This window comes from Chitinophaga sp. CC14 (assembly GCF_048957795.1).
GTDB classification, from domain to species: Bacteria; Bacteroidota; Bacteroidia; order Chitinophagales; family Chitinophagaceae; genus Chitinophaga; species Chitinophaga ginsengisegetis.
This window is the reverse complement of record NZ_JARBFY010000005.1, coordinates 663,194-682,608: the sequence shown is the minus strand read 5'-3', so window position 1 is coordinate 682,608 and position 19,415 is coordinate 663,194. Positions and strand designations below refer to the sequence as shown.

At 45.0% G+C, this 19,415-nt stretch carries 19 protein-coding genes; 14 read left to right on the top strand and 5 right to left on the bottom strand.

Features of this window, described 5'->3' with window-relative positions; genetic code table 11:
* Positions 1-4: 4 nt before the first annotated feature.
* The 8 genes from PV783_RS22410 (at position 5) to PV783_RS22375 (ending at position 10,508) form a co-directional block, all read left to right on the top strand.
* Entirely contained in the window at positions 5-1,462 is a 1,458-nt protein-coding gene (locus PV783_RS22410) for a RagB/SusD family nutrient uptake outer membrane protein (RefSeq protein WP_420989642.1), read from the top strand.
* Between the two features lie 30 nt (positions 1,463-1,492).
* Positions 1,493-2,260: a hypothetical protein gene (locus tag PV783_RS22405; protein WP_420989641.1), complete on the top strand. Its 768-nt coding sequence runs from the start codon at positions 1,493-1,495 to the stop codon at positions 2,258-2,260.
* Positions 2,261-2,289: 29 nt separating this feature from the next.
* A complete protein-coding gene (locus PV783_RS22400) occupies positions 2,290-3,225 on the top strand; it encodes an ABC transporter ATP-binding protein (protein WP_420989640.1) in 936 nt (311 codons plus the stop codon).
* Complete coding sequence (locus PV783_RS22395; RefSeq protein WP_420989639.1) at positions 3,225-5,549, top strand: ABC transporter permease subunit; 2,325 nt, start codon at positions 3,225-3,227, stop codon at positions 5,547-5,549. Before PV783_RS22400 ends, PV783_RS22395 begins: the two co-directional genes overlap by 1 nt.
* Before the next feature lie 34 nt (positions 5,550-5,583).
* Entirely contained in the window at positions 5,584-6,897 is a 1,314-nt protein-coding gene (locus PV783_RS22390; RefSeq protein ID WP_420989638.1) for a MutS-related protein, read from the top strand.
* Entirely contained in the window at positions 6,894-8,213 is a 1,320-nt protein-coding gene (locus tag PV783_RS22385) for a MutS-related protein (RefSeq protein WP_420989637.1), read from the top strand. Before PV783_RS22390 ends, PV783_RS22385 begins: the two co-directional genes overlap by 4 nt.
* Before the next feature lie 54 nt (positions 8,214-8,267).
* Positions 8,268-9,749, top strand: coding sequence for a S41 family peptidase (locus PV783_RS22380; protein WP_420989636.1), 1,482 nt, complete (start codon positions 8,268-8,270; stop codon positions 9,747-9,749).
* A 294-nt stretch (positions 9,750-10,043) separates the two neighbouring features.
* Positions 10,044-10,508, top strand: coding sequence for a hypothetical protein (locus PV783_RS22375; protein ID WP_420989635.1), 465 nt, complete (start codon positions 10,044-10,046; stop codon positions 10,506-10,508).
* A 299-nt stretch (positions 10,509-10,807) separates the two neighbouring features.
* Here PV783_RS22375 and PV783_RS22370 read toward each other — a convergent pair whose 3' ends face one another.
* The 3 genes from PV783_RS22370 to PV783_RS22360 form a co-directional block, all read right to left on the bottom strand.
* Positions 10,808-11,434: an SDR family NAD(P)-dependent oxidoreductase gene (locus PV783_RS22370; RefSeq protein WP_420989634.1), complete on the bottom strand. Its 627-nt coding sequence runs from the start codon at positions 11,432-11,434 to the stop codon at positions 10,808-10,810.
* Between the two features lie 345 nt (positions 11,435-11,779).
* A complete protein-coding gene (locus tag PV783_RS22365) occupies positions 11,780-12,352 on the bottom strand; it encodes a hypothetical protein (RefSeq protein ID WP_420989633.1) in 573 nt (190 codons plus the stop codon).
* Between the two features lie 265 nt (positions 12,353-12,617).
* Positions 12,618-13,001 carry a nuclear transport factor 2 family protein gene (locus PV783_RS22360; protein ID WP_420989632.1) on the bottom strand — a complete coding sequence of 128 codons (384 nt, stop codon included), beginning with the start codon at positions 12,999-13,001 and terminating at the stop codon, positions 12,618-12,620.
* A 227-nt stretch (positions 13,002-13,228) separates the two neighbouring features.
* Here PV783_RS22360 and PV783_RS22355 point away from each other — a divergent pair, with 227 nt between their 5' ends.
* Genes PV783_RS22355 through PV783_RS22340 form a run of 4 tightly spaced genes read left to right on the top strand, consistent with a single transcriptional unit; the run spans position 13,229 to position 15,907 of the window.
* Entirely contained in the window at positions 13,229-13,801 is a 573-nt protein-coding gene (locus tag PV783_RS22355) for a hypothetical protein (protein ID WP_420989631.1), read from the top strand.
* Positions 13,802-13,804: 3 nt separating this feature from the next.
* Complete coding sequence (locus PV783_RS22350) at positions 13,805-14,452, top strand: hypothetical protein (protein ID WP_420989630.1); 648 nt, start codon at positions 13,805-13,807, stop codon at positions 14,450-14,452.
* Positions 14,431-15,225, top strand: coding sequence for a sensor histidine kinase (locus tag PV783_RS22345; RefSeq protein ID WP_420989629.1), 795 nt, complete (start codon positions 14,431-14,433; stop codon positions 15,223-15,225). Before PV783_RS22350 ends, PV783_RS22345 begins: the two co-directional genes overlap by 22 nt.
* Positions 15,226-15,235: 10 nt before the next feature.
* Entirely contained in the window at positions 15,236-15,907 is a 672-nt protein-coding gene (locus tag PV783_RS22340) for a response regulator (RefSeq protein WP_420989628.1), read from the top strand.
* A gap of 28 nt (positions 15,908-15,935) precedes the next feature.
* Here the strand turns inward: PV783_RS22340 and PV783_RS22335 are convergent, their stop codons facing one another.
* Positions 15,936-16,325 (bottom strand): VOC family protein, encoded by a 390-nt coding sequence (locus PV783_RS22335; RefSeq protein WP_420989627.1) that lies wholly within the window; start codon positions 16,323-16,325, stop codon positions 15,936-15,938.
* A 330-nt stretch (positions 16,326-16,655) separates the two neighbouring features.
* Here PV783_RS22335 and PV783_RS22330 point away from each other — a divergent pair, with 330 nt between their 5' ends.
* Together PV783_RS22330 and PV783_RS22325 are read left to right on the top strand one after the other, a co-directional pair.
* Entirely contained in the window at positions 16,656-17,822 is a 1,167-nt protein-coding gene (locus PV783_RS22330) for an alginate lyase family protein (RefSeq protein ID WP_420989626.1), read from the top strand.
* A 97-nt stretch (positions 17,823-17,919) separates the two neighbouring features.
* Positions 17,920-18,660 (top strand): hypothetical protein, encoded by a 741-nt coding sequence (locus tag PV783_RS22325; RefSeq protein WP_420989625.1) that lies wholly within the window; start codon positions 17,920-17,922, stop codon positions 18,658-18,660.
* Positions 18,661-18,743: 83 nt separating this feature from the next.
* Here PV783_RS22325 and PV783_RS22320 read toward each other — a convergent pair whose 3' ends face one another.
* Complete coding sequence (locus PV783_RS22320) at positions 18,744-19,397, bottom strand: GNAT family N-acetyltransferase (RefSeq protein WP_420989624.1); 654 nt, start codon at positions 19,395-19,397, stop codon at positions 18,744-18,746.
* Positions 19,398-19,415: the final 18 nt, after the last annotated feature.

The window sequence follows — 19,415 nt, the reverse complement described above, 5'->3', positions numbered from 1 at the left end:
TTGTATGAAAAGAATTGCTTTCAATATAAGTGCAGCCGGTGTTTTATTGTCAGGATTGCTGGTAACAGGTTGCAATAAAATGCTGGATATAAAGGACCCGGTAAATTCGATCACTACCAACCAGGTTTTCCAGACCGACGATCAGGCGTCTATTGCACTCAATGGTTTATATTCTTATCTGATCAACGGAGGAGAACTTGAAGCCAGTTCGATTGGGCAGCCGGGTAATGATTTATACAGTGCCGGAGCAATTACGCTGGCCGCCGGACATTCGGCGGATGAATTATATCATCCTTCGCTCAGCGGGGAAGACCTGTACTATGTGGAAACAGCCGCCAGGATTACATTGCTGAAGCTGGGCTATTCCACGAAATTATGGAAGTCGGCCTATAAGGGAATTTTCAATGCCAATGCGCTGATAGAAGGTGTGAAAGCCTCTACGTCAAAAGAGTTTACTGAAGCCTACCGGAAACGGGTGCTGGGCGAAGCGCTGGCCGTAAGGGCAATGGGATATTTCTACCTGGTAAACCTGTTCGAAAAAATACCCCTCGCCTTATCCATCGATTATAATGATACTCAAAAACTCCCTTCTGCCAGCCCTGACGTTGTTTACCAGCAAATCATCAATGACCTGGAAGAGGCGTCGGGGTATCTTTCTGAAAATTACGACGGCAACAACACCGAACGTATACGGATCAATAAATGGTATGTTAAGGGAATGCTGGCAAGAAGCTACCTGTTTACCAAAAATTATGAAAAAGCCTGGCAGTATGCTAACGATGTGATTAGCCAGACGGGTTTATTTCAACTGGAAAGTCTGAACAACGTGTTCAGCAGATCCAGCCGGGAAGTTATTTTCCAGTTGAAGCAGATCAACATTTCGCAGATCCGGGGCAATGCCACGCCTGAAGGGTTTGCTCTGACTGGCCGGTACCTCACGCCGCAGCTGCTGAATGCTTTTGAAGCGGGCGATAACCGAAAAACGGCATGGACAGCGGTTATCCCCGGCGGTACATATACACCTGCAGGTTTTGCTCCGGCCAAGTATAAGATCAATGCCAACAACAAAGTGTTTGGAGGCGACAGGTCCGAATATTATGTAGTGATGCGGCTCGCGGAAATGTACCTGATAAGGGCGGAAGCGAATATGTTGCGGGGCGCGGCCAATAAAAATTCGGTGATCGATGATCTGAACGCTATCAGGAAACGTGCCGGATTGAACAATCTGCCTTATACTTTAACCGATCAGCAGGTAACGGATGCCATTGCTCGCGAAAGGCGCATAGAGCTGTTTGCTGAATGGGGACATCGCTGGCTGGACCTGAAAAGGACGAATAAGGCTACAGCCGTTTTTTCGGAGATAGCTTACAAACAGCCGTGGAGCCAGCATCAGCTACTATATCCAATTCCTCCGGACGAAATCCGCCTGGACAACCAGCTCTCCCAGAATATCGGCTACTAGTAAAAAGTGATCACCATTAAATCAATAAAGATGTTTCAATTCAGCTATAAAAAATGTTTCAAAGCGATCGTGTTAGCCGGAAGTATACTGATGTTGGGTACTTCCTGTAAGAAGGAATTACGGGAAGAAATATTTCCGGCTTCTTTGACCATTGTGAATGGAGTTAACGACACTACCTCCTTTCTGACCGCCTATTTTGGAGATTCCCGACCTAAATTCTACGGGAGGCTGACTTATATCAGTAATGGCAACTCTTTTGATTACGCTACCAATAAAATGGACCAACCGGTTACGCTGTTCAGAAATAATGATACACTTCAGCCTGATAAACCCTTTCTCAAAACCAGCCTGAAACTGGAGCCGGGCGGGATTTTCACGCATTTTGTGTATGGTAGTCCAACGCAGGTGAAACAAAAAACGGTAAAGGAACAGCTGCCTCCCCGTAGCGTGAGTGACAGTGTGGCTCACCTTCGGATTATCAATCTCTTTGATAACAGAGCGATCGATGTGGTACAGCTGGAGCCGGTAGCGGGAGTTATGGTCACCAATCTCGCGTATGAACAACTGTCGGATTTTATAAAGGTCCCTGTTAACGCATCTGTACAGAACTTCCGTTTTGAAGTGAAAGATCATGCAACAGGCGCCACACTGGCCACCATGTACGAAGTAAATATTCCTCCGGGTTCTACCACGCTGAATACCCAATGGCTGTTTAAGGCACGTACCATGTTGGTAACCGGAACATGGACCGCTGAGGGTGTTTTTGCAGCCAGGGTAAGAAGTATCGGTCATTTTTAATCCAAGTTTTTAATCATAAGTAACATTATATGCAGCCTATATTAAAGGTGGAGAACCTATCGCATAAGTATGCCAGTTCCTGGGCCATACGCGAAATAAATTTTGAGATCAATGATACCGGTGTTATCGGATTGCTGGGTTCGAACGGAGCAGGCAAGTCTACCACTATGAATATCATCTGCGGCACCTTGCTGCAAACGGAAGGGAATGTTTCCATCAATGGGTTGAACATCAAAGATGATCCTATTGAATATAAAAAGCAGATCGGGTTTTTACCACAGCAGGCACCTCTGTATCTGGACTTCACTGTGCAGGAGTACCTGGAGTATTCCGCGCAGCTGAGGTTGATGGATAGGCGCCTGATTAAAAGCGCTGTGGACGAAGTACTGGAGAAAACGTCCATTACACAGATGAGGTCACGCCTTATAAAGAATTTGTCGGGCGGATACCGCCAGCGGGTAGGTATCGCGCAATCCATCATCAACAAACCGAAAGTGGTGATCCTCGACGAGCCCACCAATGGTCTTGATCCCAACCAGATCATCGAAGCAAGGAAACTGATTAAAGAAATTGCGCAGGACCGTGCGGTATTATTATCGTCGCATGTATTGTCCGAAATTAACCTGCTCGCCAGAGAGATCATCATGATCGAATCAGGACAGGTGGTGTTTTCTGATACCCTCGATGCTTTCAACAACATTCTCCAGCCCAATACCATGATGGTCAGAATGCTCCATATGCCTCCGCCGGAAGAATTGATGGAGATGGAAGATGTACAGAAAGTAGAGTTGCTGCCGGATAACAAATGCCGGATCTATTTCCAGCCTAACGACGATCTGGCTGAAAGAATCGTGAGGAAGAGTGCGGAGAAAAACTGGAGGCTCACTTCTATTCACATCGAATCTTCCGGTATGGACAATGTATTCAAACAATTATCATCAAATTCTTCTTCAACATTACACTAATGAGAGTAGTTTTTAATATAGCGCGGGCGGAATTACGATATTTCTTCTTTTCGCCGATCGCATGGTTTGTATTGATTTTATTCCTGATGTCCAGTGCGGGCATCATCATGGGAAATCTGGCAGATACTGCGCTGCAGCAGGACACCTTGCTTGAGTTGCAGGGAAGTGCTTTCAGTGGTTTTCTCAATTTGCCGCTAACCCGGGTGGTGATCGGCAAAGGGCTCGATACGGTGATGATGATCTTCTTTTTGTTCATTCCGTTGTTGACCATGGGTGTGATTAACCGTGAATATGCTGCCGGAACCATTAAGTTGCTTCATTCATCGCCTTTGAAAACACGCCAGATCATCCTGGGTAAGTTTTTGGGTGTATACAGTTTTGTATGCCTGATGATCCTGATTTTCCTGGCGGAGGTGATCATACTGACCTTTTCTATTAAGAATGTAGAGTTCCTGCACATTATGGCGATGGTGCTGGGTTTCTTTTTACTTGCGGCGATGTATGTGGCGGTAGGTATGTATATCTCCAGTTTAACCTCCTATCCGATTGTTGCGGGGATCGGAACATTTGTGGTGCTGATCATGTTCACCATGCTGGGTATGCTGTTCCAGGGAACGGATTACGTGCGGGATGTCACCTATTTCCTTTCCAGCTCGGGAAGAGTAGAGAGTTTTCTGTCTGGCATGATTACCACGAAGGACCTTGTCTACTTCTTCAGCATTATTTCCCTTTTTATCATATTCACCATCATCAAAACGAAATCTGTTACCGAGTCAAAGTCGTGGCGTGTATCGGCAGGCAGGTACCTGACGGCGTTTGCGATAACGGTTGTTATACTCGTTGTTACCTCCCGGCACGGACTGATCGGCTATTGGGATGTGACGAGAGGCAAGATAAATACACTGCATGAAAACACCCAGGGAGTATTGAAACAGCTGGACGGATCGCCACTGAAGGTAACGTTATACACTAACCTGTTGGGGTATAACCTGGGCAGTGGCTTGCCCACTGCGCGCAATGCCTATCTGTGGAACTTCTGGGCCAGGTACCGCCGCTTTTATAATAATATGGAGTTTAAATACGTGTATTATTACGATGTAAACAAGGGGGACAGTTCGATATTCCAGTCATACCCGGGCAAATCGTTGGATGAAATCGCGGAGAAGTATGCGGAAATGTATAAAACCGATCTCGCTATCTATAAAAAACCAGCAGAAATCAGGAAGCTCATCGACCTGGAATCGGAAGCGAAAGGCTTATTGATGGAGGTGGAGTATAAAGGGAAAAAGACGATCCTGAGAACATACCCGGACCCGGAGGTATTTCCGTATGAGAAGCATGTTTCCGGCAGCCTGTTGCGTTTAGTGAATGATACAACGCCCACGTTTAAATTTCTTACCGGGCACTATGAACGTTCACCTCTTAAGTTCGGCGAACGGGAATATGGGAACCATGCTGTCAATAAAGCTTCCAGGAGCGCGATGATTAATATGGGGTTGAATTTCGACACCATCCCGGCGGTGGGCCCCGGCAGGTTTAAGCCCAATGATGTACTGGTGGTTTCTGATCCGAAGTCAATATTGGATAATGCCATTATCGACAGCGTTAAACGGTATATCGACAGGGGAGGAAATGCCATGTTCTATTCCGAACCAGGCAAGCAGTTTATCATGAACCCTATTCTGAATCATGTGGGGGTAAATGCGGATGAAGGCACTATTGTACAGGTGAACCCGCAGGATATGCCGCACAAGTTTTTAGGATTGATTGCTAAGAAAGGCTCGGACATGGCGGATGAGCAACCGTTTTTCTACCTGAGGAACGGTATCATCAAGGCCTGCTATACCGCCATCATTGGCGCCAGTGTATTAAGCTATTCTGATACTACAGGATTTAAGGTAGAACAGATTACCACTTTACATAACAATGCAAATACCTGGGTAGAAAGAGGCTTGTTGGTAGTGGACTCTGCAGCGCCGGTGTTCAGCGTCGCGGAAGGGGATTACAGGAAGGAAGCGCCTTATCCGGTGGGCCTGCAGCTTACCCGCAAAATCGGCAACAAATTGCAGAAGATCATTATTTCCAGCGATGCGGACATGATGTCTGCGGCGAGAGGAGATGGAAGGGATTATGGCAATGCGTTTTACAGCTACACAGTTGATAACAAATACCCGGTTTACCATAATTTCAAAGTGCCTACGGATATATGGCTGACGATCAAAAAGGCCCCGGCGCAAACATTGAAGATGGTGCTTCAATATGTTATACCTTCCCTGATCCTGGTGGCAGGTATCATCATACTGATAAGAAGAAAACGCAAATAGCGTATACTTTAATTGTTTCATAAAAAGTATAATTATGTATTTGCAGACAGATATGCAGACGATGGATGATCTGCGCTTGTTTTCGAAAGCAGACACACAAGGTATTTACGATATTTATAATCATTCATTTACCCGTGGCGGACAAACCATTATGGAAGCGATGTTCAGGAAACCACTGAACAACAGGGAAGCGATCATTAAACGGATCAACATCATTACTGCTTTCGTGAGAATGAAGGCCAGCTTTCCTTTCGATGGCGCCATGCTGGACCAGGCAGAGAAATACATTTCTTTTGACGATAACCCGGATGGCGGAACAAAAGTATCGCTCAGCGAAAAGGAAGTACAGAATGGGATTATTTCCATCATCGATCTTTTCCATGCCCTCAGACAGTACCTGGAGTCGGCGGACATGGCAGGGGTGAAAGAGCTGGAAGAAGAACGGTTGGCGGCTATCGGGGTGTTGAATGATCCGGCTTTTACACCGGTGTTTAACGAAAAACCGAATGCCAGGATTTCATTCGCCGCGGTTACGGCTTTTGATGTGTTGATCCGTAGCAAGGAGAAAAGGAAAGTGCTGCAACTGCTGCATTTTATTTATCATATCGATGTGTATGTTTCAGTGGCGCAGGTTACCCTGAAACATAACATGGTATTCCCTGTGGTGCATCCGAAAGGCACCAGCATTTTAAAAGTGGATGGTGTATACCATCCGCTTTTAAAAAATGCGGTCGCTAACAATCTGCATATGGCGCCTTCCTGTAACCTGGTTTTTCTTACGGGAGCCAATATGGCCGGGAAGTCCACCTTCCTGCGTTCGTTCAGTACCGCCGTTTACATCGCGCATATGGGCTTTCCGGTAGCCGCGGCCGCAATGGAGTTTTCTGTGATGGACGGTGTATATACAACGATCAACCTGCCTGATAACCTGGGCATCGGGGCCAGCCATTTCTATGCAGAAGTGTTGCGTGTGAAGAAAATAGGGCAGGAACTCAGTGAAGGAAAATCACTGTTTGTATTGTTCGACGAATTGTTCCGGGGGACAAATGTGAAGGATGCGATGGAAGGAACCCTGGCCATTTGTAATGCGTTTACCAACCGGAAAGACAGTAAGTTCATCATCTCCTCCCATATTATCGAAGCGGCAGACGAGTTGCGGAAAAAAGAAAGCACCGCGTTTTATTTTCTTCCCACCGTGATGAGAGGTACTATACCTGAATACACGTATACCCTGCAGGAAGGCGTTACCAATGATAAGCATGGAATGATTATCATTAATAACGAAGGTATACTGGACATTCTTAAGCAGGGAAACAAAGGCGGAAAAAAATTAAATAAGCAATTATGAGTTTTAAAATAGATCGCCAATCGATAGGGGAGCTGAACCTCATGGGAAAATTCCGCCAGGGATCAGTATACTTTTTATTCAATAAAGTGAGAACACGGATCGGGGAGAAACTGATGGATGAGATGTTTTCCCATCCGCTGAATGATGCCAACGCGATCAACCGGCGGGTAGCGATTTTTGAGTTTTTCGAAGAGAAAGGTGTCGCATTTCCTTTTGAGGCCGACCAGGTTGCCCTGATGCGGGAATATATTGACACTACGGCAGGAAAATCACAATGGGCGGTGGCGGTGGACATGCAACTGCAAAAGTTACTGGCGGGCCTCACGAAAGACGGCCGTTTCAAAAACACGCTGCTGCAGTTGCAGGCAACGATCGTAACGCTGAAGAAGTGTTTTGGACTGCTGGAGTTACTGAAGCGCGAAAACAGTCCGTTGCAGGACCGTGTGGAAGGCTTATTGGCCTTCATGCACCAAAAGGACATCCGCAGAATCCTGGACAGCGACATCTACAAGCCAATGTCAACCCGAACGGTATCCGAATATGATTTCCTGTTGCGCAACAGGCACAACGAAGCTATGAAGGACGTGTTGCGGTTCATTGCGGAAACAGATGTATACATCGCGGTCAGCAATGTATCCCGCGAGCGGCATTTTTGTTACGCAACGGCAGTGGAGAAAGCCGAAAATCTGTTCCATGCCCGGGGGCTCAGGCATCCCTGTATTTCAAAAGCGGTGGGCAACGACATACAAATGATGGAGGGCAGTAATGTCCTGTTCCTTACGGGAGCCAATATGGCGGGTAAATCTACCTGGATGAAATCTATCGGTATCGGCATGTACATGGCGCATATCGGTTTCCCGGTCGCCGCCTCCGAAATGGTGTTTTCAGTACGCGAAGGCATCTTCTCCAGCATCAACGTGGCCGATAACATAGCGATGGGGTACAGCCATTTCTACGCGGAAGTAGTAAGGGTAAAGGATGCCGCGCTGGCCGCAGCTACCGGTGAACACCTGCTGCTGATGTTCGATGAATTGTTTAAGGGCACCAATGTGAAAGATGCCTTTGATGGTACCCTGGCGGTTACGGAAGGGTTCTCCGAATACAACAATTGCCTGTTTATCGTATCCACCCATATCATCGAAGTGGGGGAAGCGCTGAAAGGCTTGCCCAATGTACAGTTTCGATTTATGCCTACTGTACTGGAAGGGAATGTGCCCAGGTACACCTACACTTTACACGAAGGCATTACTGAAGACCGGCAGGGGATGATGATCATCGAAAACGAGGGAATCATTGCGCTTATCAATAAAATGTAGCCTGGGAGAAACACTCGCCTGATCATATCAACTATTTAAAAAATTACAAATAGCATGAAGCAAATTTTTGCATCAGGGATACTTATGTCCCTGCTCTCCACATCTGCTCTGGCCCAGGTACAACCTTTTACCGGATTTACCAGGCAGGATTTGAAAGATGATTTTAAATACGCCGTTGAGCTATTGAAGAGGCAGCATCCGAATCCTTATAAGTTCACGGATACTGTTACGTTTAGCCGTAAAATGGATTCCCTGATGAACCGGCTGGATAAAGATCCGTCGCTGTTAAGCGCTTTACGGTATTCTCCTGTACAGTTATTCAATGATGTGCACCTGAAACTGGATTATGATGAGGAACGTGTGGTGGACGTATTTTATGGTATTAATCACTTTCCGCTGGCCATCACTACTTTTAAAGACAGGATCATTGTTAATGCCAAAGGAGAAACTATTCCTTTCGGTGCTGAGATACTCAGTATTAATAAAATGCCTGCCGCAAAGCTGCTCAGCGAAATCGGCTACGCCACTTATAGCGATGGCTTCATCAGAACGGGTGCTGATCGCACCGCAACAAGCCTTAGTTTGTTCATCAGCCTCGTTTTTCCGGAAGCCACCAGCTATGAAGTAGTATATAAAGAGTATGGAGCTAAAAATTCCACTACGGTACAGCTGAAAGCAGTAGACGCCAAAACAGGTTACCATAACCGGAGCCTGGGAGAGCTGCCCTTTAATTCTTTCCTGAGGCGCGCCTACATAACGAAGGAATACCAGGATAAAGAATCTACCGCTATCCTGACCGTTCTTACATTTATGCTACAGGAAAATGCTATGTACAAGGAGCTGAGCGATTTTTTTGCGGAAGTAAAGAAGCGCAATATCAGCAACGTTATCATAGATATCCGGTCGAACGGCGGAGGCAACCCGAATATGTCTGCTCTGCTGTATTCCTTTGTGGCATTACGTCCGTTCGACAATGTTTTCAATTACCGGACAAAGAACATACAGATGCATGATCCCGAAAACCTGTTGAATGGTTACGGAACCAAAATGGGAGAAGAGGAAGTAAAGCAGACCGAGAACTTTCTGAAACAACGGTTCGATTACGACAGCGCGGCAGGGTTTTACTATGGCAACGCGCGCCTGACAGAAGGCTCCATTTCCAACTATCCGCCCGATAAGAATAACTTTAAAGGTAACGTGTATGTGCTGATCAGCGGCGGCACGGTAAGCGCGGCCACCTACTTTGCTGCACTGGTTAAGAATAACAAGCGTGGTGTGCTGGTAGGTACCGAAACCGGTAGCGGGGAAGCATCCACTACAGCGGCATGGTTCAATACCTATATGCTGCCTAAAACGAAGAGCAAGTTAACCATTCCGATGAGCGAAGTATATTTTATGAAGGCTAAGCAGGATAACGGACGTGGCTGTCAGCCCGACAAAGAGCTGACTTTTGAAGGGTTTCAGCAATATATCCGTGCAGGCAAAGATCCGGAGATCCAATACACATTGGATATAATCCGGGGCGGTAAGCAATAGTATCCGGCATGAATAAATATGCAAGTTTCATAGCTTTTTTTAGTAAATACCTGATCGTAAATGATTGAAAGATGGCCGTACTGGCCTTTTAAATAAATACAATTCAAAGGTATTAGCACCCGGAATTGAAATCAATTGACAAATACAATAGGCAGTTGTATAATTTATGTATAGAAAGAAATAGGCTGTGGATTTTTCAGCGTAGTGTATCACTTCTGCAAAACTGAAAATGATCCTTGCGGGGATCACTATTATTGTTTTGGAGGATCGGGATAAATATTTATTTTTACCATTATGGGACAATTAAGAATAGGGTTAGGTATCTGTAAGCCCGTTCCCAACACTGATCATTTTTCACATGTACACGGCCACTTGCAAATTGTGATCGACGGGAAAGTAGTACCTGCTATGGGCTATTTTGGAGAGGAGGATGTGTGCCTGAATGCGTGGTTCAATGTGTTGGGCACGATAGTCCGCAACTTCGAATCAGGAGAAGATACTGAATACACCTACGACGAGGGGGAACAGGGGCAACCAGCCTTTCAATTTGTGTTGATCAAACCGAACGAGATTGCCTTTTCCATTGTTGCTTCGCGTATCTCAGATGGTGGCGGCATCAAAAAATGGCACAACAAAACCTTTCCACTTTCGGATCTGAAAAAAGAGTATCAGAAAATTGCCGAACAGTTTTTGAAAGAAGTGGCTGCCAAAGCGCCGGCGCAGTTGCCACACTGGAAGAAGATTATTGGGAAGGTATAGGGTGGTAAAAATCCAGGTGGAAATGTACTGTTATCAATAAGTGGAGGGATAAATAATCCCGTGAGTTCAACCAGAACCAAAGCAAATCTGGTTAATGGGTATGCTTTCAACGGGAATGTATATGTACCCTTGTTTACCAATGAAGGAAATGGGAATTTGACTGGCCACACGGCGCATTTCTTTACTATCGGTTTTAATGTTGGCGGGGAGTATTTTGCCGGGACACTACCCCATAAACTGATTTCTGTTATGGGCAAGTAAGAGGGGTGTAAATCAATTGATTCACCCCCCTTTCTTATTTAAAAACCATACATACCACCCGAAACGGAAATAACGCCTGCACTACTGGCACCTTCTGTTTCCGTAGCACCCGGCAAAATAGAATTGATACGAATGTTTTTTGCACCCAGTTCTTTCGATAAAGAAATCGTTATGGCATCTAATGCCGCTTTGGTGGCAGAGTATAACGAGACTGCCGCCATCGGCATTTTGCTTGCGCCCGAACTGATATTGATGATATTGCCACCCTTATCGCCAAATAGTTTCAAAGAGGCCTGGATAGCAAGTACAGCCCCCAGAACATTGATGTTGAAATGCTGATGAAAAGTTGCTGCCGATGCCTGTTCAATAGGTAAGTATTGCTGATGGGCCGCATTGTTTACCAAAATATCCAACGTACCGAAGGCCTTTTTTGTTTCTTCAAAGAGCCTGTTTACATCGGCTTCTTTTGATACATCGGCCTGTACCGAAATGGCTATGCCTCCATTGTCGGTTATGGATTTCACCACTTTATCCGCTCCTTCTTTGCTTGAAGCATAATTTACAACCACCTTTGCGCCTTCCGCGGCAAAGTATTTTGCAATAGATGCGCCTATCCCTTTTGATGCACCTGTAACTATCGCTACTTTATTTTTTAATTTGCTCATTATTTCTATTATTTAATGTTTGAGCGACAAAGCTAGATTACTAAAGTTACTTTTAGTAACCTCGTGCTTAGGAATAACAGTAACACCGGTGTAACAAAGTAACATTATAGCGTGTCGGCAAAAGATTTCCAAAAGGAATACAAGAAAGAAATGAGAGCTGTCCAGTACGTCAATGGACGTACTGAAGGGAATGGAGAATTCGGATCGTCTCCTCTATTTGCTGTTACGGGAAAAGAAGGGTTTCCGATAATATTTATTCTTTGTTGGGGGCTTCCTGCAATTGCAGAAAATTATAATTCACCACTACCCGGTTTATAAGTGGGTGTGAGGCACTTGTTCATCGCATCACTGCACCGGGTAATCCTTGTTGTTATACATCAAAATCACTTTTATCATATCATCAAATGTCAGCTCTCCGCTTTCTATCTTATTCAGCAAATCGATATTTTCACTAATTAAAGTTCTCATCTGCTCTTTAAACTTCTTTCTTTTAATTGAAAATTTCTCCGTGCCTTTCTTTACAAAAAAGCGGTCCGATTTAGCCAGGTTCATTGGGCCCCAATTAAACTTCAATTCAAATAACTGAATCCTGCCATCTATTACCCTGGGAATCAAAACATCAACCATTCCCCCTAATGCAGGATAGCCACCAAACTTTTCCATATAGATAGAATCACCCTGGAAGTAATCATATTTACGCGATTGAAATGTTTTTATCCTACCAGACCCTGGGCCCGGCACATAATAAACGGTTTGCCCATTCTGAGTGATTTGTTTATCAAAAGAAAAATATCCGACCAGGGTATCAGTGCGATTAACCATAGTACCAAATATATAATCAGTCTGTCCGTAAATTGACTGTGATTGGCTGTTGACGAAAAACAATATCAATAGTAAAGTAAATGTAATACGCTTCATCTTTTGTTTCGGTGATAGTTTGTAAAGTACAAAGAAAATCTATTTACATTCATAAACGGATAAATCTTTATGGTGGATAATTTTACAAAAAGTCTTTTATCCTGATAACTGTCGGATACAAAACCAGCCACTACGGCTGGTTTTGTGTTTTTTTACGCTATAAAAGCGGGTAAGGGCTTTGGTAAGATATTTAGCTCTATAAAGAATTATCTTTTTACAAGTCAATTGCCCTGCTATTGATAAGGCGTAACCGCTCAACTACCTCTCACGATAATTCCTGTCGATAGGAGACCTTATCCATGATCAGCCATTTCCCGTCTAACTTTATCAGGTTAAACCGGTCAATGAACCGGAAGGTGGCAAAACTCAATTGCACGTGTGCCGACCCGGTATCTCCATCCCAGGTATATGAAAGGAGTTCGGGTTGGCATTCCTGTAATGTTGCCTGGGCAACCAGGTCCAGGTATTGCGGCAATGTCCACTGAACTAACTTTCCTTCTATGATGGTCCTGATGTATGCCTCGGGGTGAAACGCCGCCCGGAGCCTTTCAATGTCCAGTACCGGACGTCCTTGAAGATAATTATTAAGAGTAAGCAGGATGAGCTGTTTTTCTTCTTCTATACCGATTTTGTTTGCCAGGGTTTCCATGTTTTTTGCCGCAAATTTATTTGTTTTTTCTTTAATCCTCCAAATGTATGTTCGGTACCAAGTAATGACATCCCTTTATGAAAACAGGTATTATTGTCTGTTTTGAGAAAAGAAGCAGGTATTTATACCTGTTTTTGAGAAGCCCGGGTATCAGCTCCATTTTTTGTAATTACATTACAGCATCTTTGTTATGCACTATTAACCAAATCCTATAAAAAACACTTAAAATGAAGCAGCACCTCTTTTCTCTTCTCCTATTGCTGGGGCTCGCCGTGGGATGCAAAAATCAGCCGTCCGCCGGCACAGCCCAACCGGGAACCGCCACCAAAAATGATTGCAACCAGATTACAGACAGTGTAGGCCGTGTACTGGTGAACCTTGTAACGGCCCGTCAGCGTATTCAATCATACGACAGTCTTTGCCGCCTCCACTGGAAAGGCGCCGAGCCGATAGAAGCCTATACCATCCGTGCGGTGGACCTCCTGGCTGCCATGGGCCTGCCACCGGAACTCGCCGATTCATCTATATGCAGGTTCAAACATATCCGGGTATACCTGGGGTTTCAGGACAAGGTAGGGTTCAAGCTGTACGTTGTACCGGTAGATAATGCCTGCATGAAAGGCAAGGACCCTGCCAAGTGGAACGCGGGTACTGACGTAATACTCGACAAAGACGCAAACCCCATCCTCGCAAATATCGATTCAACGGGCATCGCTGCTTACGACAAGTACGTACTGGATCTCAACGCTCCATGTCCGAATACCTGCCCGGAGCCGGGTCCCCTTAAAGAACACCGTTGATATATGAGCTTTTCAGAAACGATCATACTGCTATCACATGTACCTATTTTATTCACAGTAACGTATGCTGCTGTGTACTATAGCAAATTGCCCCGGGAGTTGAAAGTGTTCTCATGGTTTATTTTCCTGTCGGGTATCATCCAGTTTATTTCCCTGGCTTTCTGGTTCGCCAGCAAAAACAACATGCCGTTGCTGCATATATATGTGGCGGCAGGATTCCTTTGCCTGGCATGGTTCTATAATACATTGCTCAACGGATTCATAGATGCAAAAATAATATGGAGCATTGCCATATTATTCCTGCTCTTTACAATAATCAACACCCTGTTCATTCAGCCCATTCACACTTTCAACTCTATCGCATTAACGGTGGAGGCCATTCTCATTGTGATCCTGGCATTATTCACCTACCGTTTTTTTCTGAGTGATATTGTAAAAGAAACCAGCGGCCGGAACATCAAAAGCTTTAACTGGATCAATTCTGGATTGTTCATCTACTATTCTTCCAGCATACTGATATTTTATTTTGGTGCTGTTATCACGGCTTTTAGCAGGAGTTTGAATTTGTACGCCTGGATATTTCATTCATTCTTTTCCATTGTCATGTACACTTGTTTTTTTATTGGCTTATGGAAGCGATCAAAGACCTGAGTTTTTTAAATGCATTGCTGCCACTGGCGGTTATTGTGTTCATCATCGGTACCGGGGTAGTGTTCCTGAACCTGCATTTCCAAAAGAATTTGTCGATGCAGAAGCTCAGGCAGGAGGCGTTGAAGAGTATCTACCAACACGACCTGCTTCGCTCGAATATTCAGGCGCAGGAAGAAGAGCGCAAGCGTATTGCGCAAGACCTGCACGATGAACTGGGCGCGGTGATGTCTATTATGCGCATGCATCTTATGGTACTTGAACAACAAAGTGCTGATGGCACGAAGCAATTGCAGGAGTCCTTGCAGTATGTTCGTCAACTGTCGGAAACGGCGCTGGGAAGTGTGAGAAGTATCAGCCATCGCCTGATGCCGCCGCAGCTGGAATCTTTCGGGCTGAAGGCCGCGCTTGAGTCGGTAACAGAGCAGGTCAACAAGGCCGGTGAAATAAAGATCGAACTGGGTTGTGAAGCCCGCATGGACGACCTGCCCTGGCTGGTAAACCTCGGCCTGTTCCGCATCATCATGGAAATGATCAACAATACGCTTAAGCACGCCGGGGCCAGATCGATAAGAATAGATCTTTTACGGCATGGTCAGGAACTGGTATGTTATTATACGGACGATGGGAGAGGACTGCCGGATGGTAATGCCGGCAAGGGGCTGGGGCTTAAAAATATTGAAGGCCGGGTGAATGCACTCGGCGGAAAACTGGAAATGGGCAACCAGGAATCAGGCGGATACTACGCCATTGTCCGATTAACATTATCTGTATAATACTTACTGTATGAAAAAAGAGATCAACATAGGATTGGTGGAAGACCAGGTTCTTTTCAGAGAAGGCATGAAAGCCATTATCAACACCTGGCAGGATATGAAGGTGATATTTGAATCTGCGGATGGTTACTCCGTGCCGGATAAATTACGCCAGGCCGCTGTTCTCCCGGACGTAATGCTGGTCGACCTCTCACTGCCGCCGGATGGCGACAAGGAATACAGCGGTCAACATGTTACCCAGGCGCTCGCAGATACCTATCCTGAAATGAAGATCCTTATCCTGTCGGTCCATGATGATGAGAATTTCATTAACCAGTTGATCCAATGCGGCGCGCATGGTTACCTGGTGAAAGACAGTGCGCCACAGGAAGTACAGGAAGCCATTATCGCCGTGCATACTAAGGGATCTTATATCAATGAGCGCGCGTTGAAGGCGTTGCAGCTAAGAACGGTGAGAACTGTCAGGAGCAAGCCGCAGAACCTGTCCATCACTAAAAGAGAGGAAGAGATATTGCAGCTGGTATGCAGGCAATATACCGCGGAGGAGATTGCGCAGGAACTTTTTATTAGTGTAAAAACAGTTAATGGCCACCGGAATAACCTGCTGCAGAAAACGGGTTCACGTAATGTTACCGGCCTGGTGTTATATGCGATCCGGAATAACATTGTATCGTTGAAATAATATTGTCATTTACGTTCATGATGGGTATTCAACCTTCATATTTGTGAAACTCAGTTACTATTAAATAATATCCATCCGGGTCCCGGAGCGAAAATTCTTTTCTTAATGAGTTTGGATTTAAGTGAATATCCTCTTCAATAGCACTACCTGTTTTTTCAACGTTAGCCCGTATAGCCTCCATATTTTTTGTCCTGAAGTAAAGTATTAACCCATTTCCCGGAGGGATGGCTGGATTAGTCATTGTAGGATGATGATGTTCTCCCCATTTGTGAAGACAGAGTACAATTTCATCATTTTCCGATACTAAAACAGCAAACTCATTTCCACCGTGTATTCTTCTAAAATCAAATACCTGTTGATACCACACTGAGCTGGCTTCAACATCTTTTACTGCTATTATCGGGTCAATTTTTGTCATTGTTTTTTGGGTATTATCTTTTGTTAACTTATGCGTATTTCCAGCCTAAAAGTAGCGATTACCTATTGATTTCTGAATGGTGTTATTTTCTTTTACAATGATTTTAAGATATAAATTAATCAGAAGAACTATTAGAAGGTGCTAATGCTTCACCTATAGCGACAACAGCGACTTGCTTTGCTTCTCCATAAAAAAATTCTTCCTGTAAAATATCAGCAGGCAAGCTGCGTTACTTATAGATATATTTATTGTAATTTTGACAATTATACAATTGGAAAACCGATGAACGCTACAAGACTAAGCACTGTTGGAGGAATATTTTTATTTTTCATGGCAACAGCATGTAGAAAAGAAATGACCAATGCAACAGAAAAGGTGGCATTGAACAATCACGACACTGTTTTTGTGCACCCGGGATTATTACATAAACAGTCGGATTTTGACCGCATGAAAAGTAAAGTGGGTGCAGGAGCGGAGCCCTGGCTATCAGGCTGGAATAAGCTGATCACCAATTCACACAGTGCGCTCAGTTGGCAACCCAATCCGGCGGATACAGTCTACCGGGGCAGTGACGGCATCCATCGTGAAAACTACGGTCAGCTGTATAACGATATTGCTGCGGCCTATGCTACAGCATTAAGGTGGAAGATCTCGGGAGATAAAGAATATGCCGACAAGTCGATACAAATCATGAACGCATGGTCGGCGAGACTAAAGAGAATCGGTGGTAACAACGACGCGAACCTGGCCGCGGGATTGTATGGCTATCAGTTTGCCAATGCAGCGGAAATTATGAGAACCTACGAGGGGTGGGCGCCGGCGGACTTCTCCCGGTTCCAGAAAATGATGCTGAATGTTTTTTATCCTATGAATCATGCTTTCCTGGCGAGAAAGGAGAGGTGTATGAGCCATTTCTATGCAAACTGGGACCTATGTGTGATGAATTCCATCCTGGCTACGGGCGTATTGTGCGACGACCGGGACATTTATAACGAAGCGATCAGCTATTTTAAATATGGTGCAGGTAACGGTGCCATTGCAAATGCCATTTACTTTATTCACCCGGATGGTCTGGGACAGTGGCAGGAAAGCGGTCGTGATCAGGGCCACACCACTCTTGGCATAGGCTTGATGGGCACCTTCTGCGAAATGGCCTGGAATCAGGGCGACGATATGTATGGTTACGACAATAACCGCTTTTTAAAAGGTGCAGAGTATGTAGCTGCGTACAATCTCGGCGACTCCGTTTCCTTTAAACCTTATACCAATTGCGTTGGCGTGGTGCAGAATGTCATCAGCAGTGGCAGCCGGGGAAATACCCGCCCTGTTTGGGAGCTGGTGTATAATCATTATGTAAACCGTAAAGGACTGGCTGCTCCAAATTGCGCGCGGTTTGCCCAAAAAGTACGGCCAGAGGGCGGTGGTGGAAATTACGGACCTAACAGTGGTGGGTACGATCAACTTGGTTATGGAACATTAACCTGTACACTGAAATAAGAATTTATCCGGTTAAAAGCAGAAAATTGCGCATAAATTTCTAATATTGCGCTCTTATGCAAAAGCCGGAATACCCATTAGTTCGATGCCTATACAAATGAAATTATATTCAAAATCAGTAGTTGCCTTGCTGCTCCTGCTGAACATATACTTACATGCCAATGGCAGCACTTTCCCGGATACTACAGGTGTCTTAATTATCAATAAGGAAGATGTTCTGCCGGATGGCGCCAGGAAGATTGGTAAGATAAAAGTAACCGATGGTGTTTTTAAAGTCGACTGCGGATATGAGCAAACATTGGAGCAGGCGAAATCCCAGGCCATAAAAGCAGGGGGCAATATCATTAAGATCAGGGAGATAAAGCCTCCTGATGTGTTTAATTCCTGCTACCGCTTATCGGGAGAGGTTTATTACCATCCTGATATCGCTGGCGTGATGACTGGCCGAATAAAGGCTTTCGATTCAATGATGCGCATATTGCTTCCGGAAACCGTTACCTACGCTTTATTGTACGTATATCGCCCGGATATGGGGTCGTCCATTCCATATAATGTATTTTTGGATGATTCAATAATATGCCGCATAAGAAACAGTTCCAGGTATCTTATTAAAGTTAATAAAGCCGGTCTTGCCAGAATATCGGCACGAACAGAATCACGCGATGAGGTGTCAATAAACATCCAGCCGGGAAAAGCATACTTCGTGAAATGTTCAATTGCTCCTGGTGGTTTTATTGGTCGGCCCAAACTCAGTATTATTGAAGCTTATGAAGGGTTCCAGGAGTTTAATTCGGTGAAGGAAAAGCCTAAAGAGGAAAAAATAGATGCGGTATATTAGCAATCAAGGTGGCAGGTATGTTTAAGTTTTTTTGCACCGGAGGTTAAAGCCATCTGAGGCTAATTAAGGCATGTCTGCAGATCTTATTCAATTATTCCGGGAATTACGGCTGTAGTATAAGGAGAATACACCTCCCATCCCAGTTTTTCATATAGTGCTTTGCCCGCTATCGTGGCCACGAGTATTCCTTTCTTTATTCCACGCGCTGTTCCCAGCGCTTCCAGTGTTTTCATCACTACACTTGCAAGCCCTTTTCTCCGGTGATCCGAATGGGTTTCAATCCTGTCATATATGGCGAAGCCGTCAACGAAAACCACGCGGCCAACTGCCGCCTCTGCATGCTCAGGTGTGAATATTCTAACAATAGGAACTGTTGCTTCCTTATTGATATCAAGGATGTAACCCTTTGGTAATGCTGTTCCGGGTGATGTCATTGGATCGTTACAGGTCATCATAAAAGCGGGAGCCTGAATAACCCAACGCGGAGGTAGTAATCCGTTCACAATTTCTGGCTTGGCGCAGACTTTGAGAAAAACCCAGGGATCAACAATTGTTTCTGCCAGATATTTCAATTGGTCTGTTGGGCTGGGAAAAACATAACGCATGGCTTGCTGAGGCCAACCAACGTTTACGAAGAGTACACCATTTTCCCGGTCTGGTGCAGGTAATTCCCGTGCGGCTGACCAGCCTTTAAGCCATGTTTCTACCATATAAGGGTTGGCAGGATGATTTGTCATTAAAAGTGAGTGTCTGTT

Coding starts and splice junctions, on each gene's coding strand:
- PV783_RS22410 (WP_420989642.1), top strand. CDS start 5: ATGAAAAGAATTGCTTTCAATATAAGTGCAGCCGGTGTTTTATTGTCA.
- PV783_RS22405 (WP_420989641.1), top strand. CDS start 1,493: ATGTTTCAATTCAGCTATAAAAAATGTTTCAAAGCGATCGTGTTAGCC.
- PV783_RS22400 (WP_420989640.1), top strand. CDS start 2,290: ATGCAGCCTATATTAAAGGTGGAGAACCTATCGCATAAGTATGCCAGT.
- PV783_RS22395 (WP_420989639.1), top strand. CDS start 3,225: ATGAGAGTAGTTTTTAATATAGCGCGGGCGGAATTACGATATTTCTTC.
- PV783_RS22390 (WP_420989638.1), top strand. CDS start 5,584: ATGTATTTGCAGACAGATATGCAGACGATGGATGATCTGCGCTTGTTT.
- PV783_RS22385 (WP_420989637.1), top strand. CDS start 6,894: ATGAGTTTTAAAATAGATCGCCAATCGATAGGGGAGCTGAACCTCATG.
- PV783_RS22380 (WP_420989636.1), top strand. CDS start 8,268: ATGAAGCAAATTTTTGCATCAGGGATACTTATGTCCCTGCTCTCCACA.
- PV783_RS22375 (WP_420989635.1), top strand. CDS start 10,044: ATGGGACAATTAAGAATAGGGTTAGGTATCTGTAAGCCCGTTCCCAAC.
- PV783_RS22370 (WP_420989634.1), bottom strand. CDS start 11,434: ATGAGCAAATTAAAAAATAAAGTAGCGATAGTTACAGGTGCATCAAAA.
- PV783_RS22365 (WP_420989633.1), bottom strand. CDS start 12,352: ATGAAGCGTATTACATTTACTTTACTATTGATATTGTTTTTCGTCAAC.
- PV783_RS22360 (WP_420989632.1), bottom strand. CDS start 13,001: ATGGAAACCCTGGCAAACAAAATCGGTATAGAAGAAGAAAAACAGCTC.
- PV783_RS22355 (WP_420989631.1), top strand. CDS start 13,229: ATGAAGCAGCACCTCTTTTCTCTTCTCCTATTGCTGGGGCTCGCCGTG.
- PV783_RS22350 (WP_420989630.1), top strand. CDS start 13,805: ATGAGCTTTTCAGAAACGATCATACTGCTATCACATGTACCTATTTTA.
- PV783_RS22345 (WP_420989629.1), top strand. CDS start 14,431: ATGGAAGCGATCAAAGACCTGAGTTTTTTAAATGCATTGCTGCCACTG.
- PV783_RS22340 (WP_420989628.1), top strand. CDS start 15,236: ATGAAAAAAGAGATCAACATAGGATTGGTGGAAGACCAGGTTCTTTTC.
- PV783_RS22335 (WP_420989627.1), bottom strand. CDS start 16,325: ATGACAAAAATTGACCCGATAATAGCAGTAAAAGATGTTGAAGCCAGC.
- PV783_RS22330 (WP_420989626.1), top strand. CDS start 16,656: ATGGCAACAGCATGTAGAAAAGAAATGACCAATGCAACAGAAAAGGTG.
- PV783_RS22325 (WP_420989625.1), top strand. CDS start 17,920: ATGAAATTATATTCAAAATCAGTAGTTGCCTTGCTGCTCCTGCTGAAC.
- PV783_RS22320 (WP_420989624.1), bottom strand. CDS start 19,397: ATGACAAATCATCCTGCCAACCCTTATATGGTAGAAACATGGCTTAAA.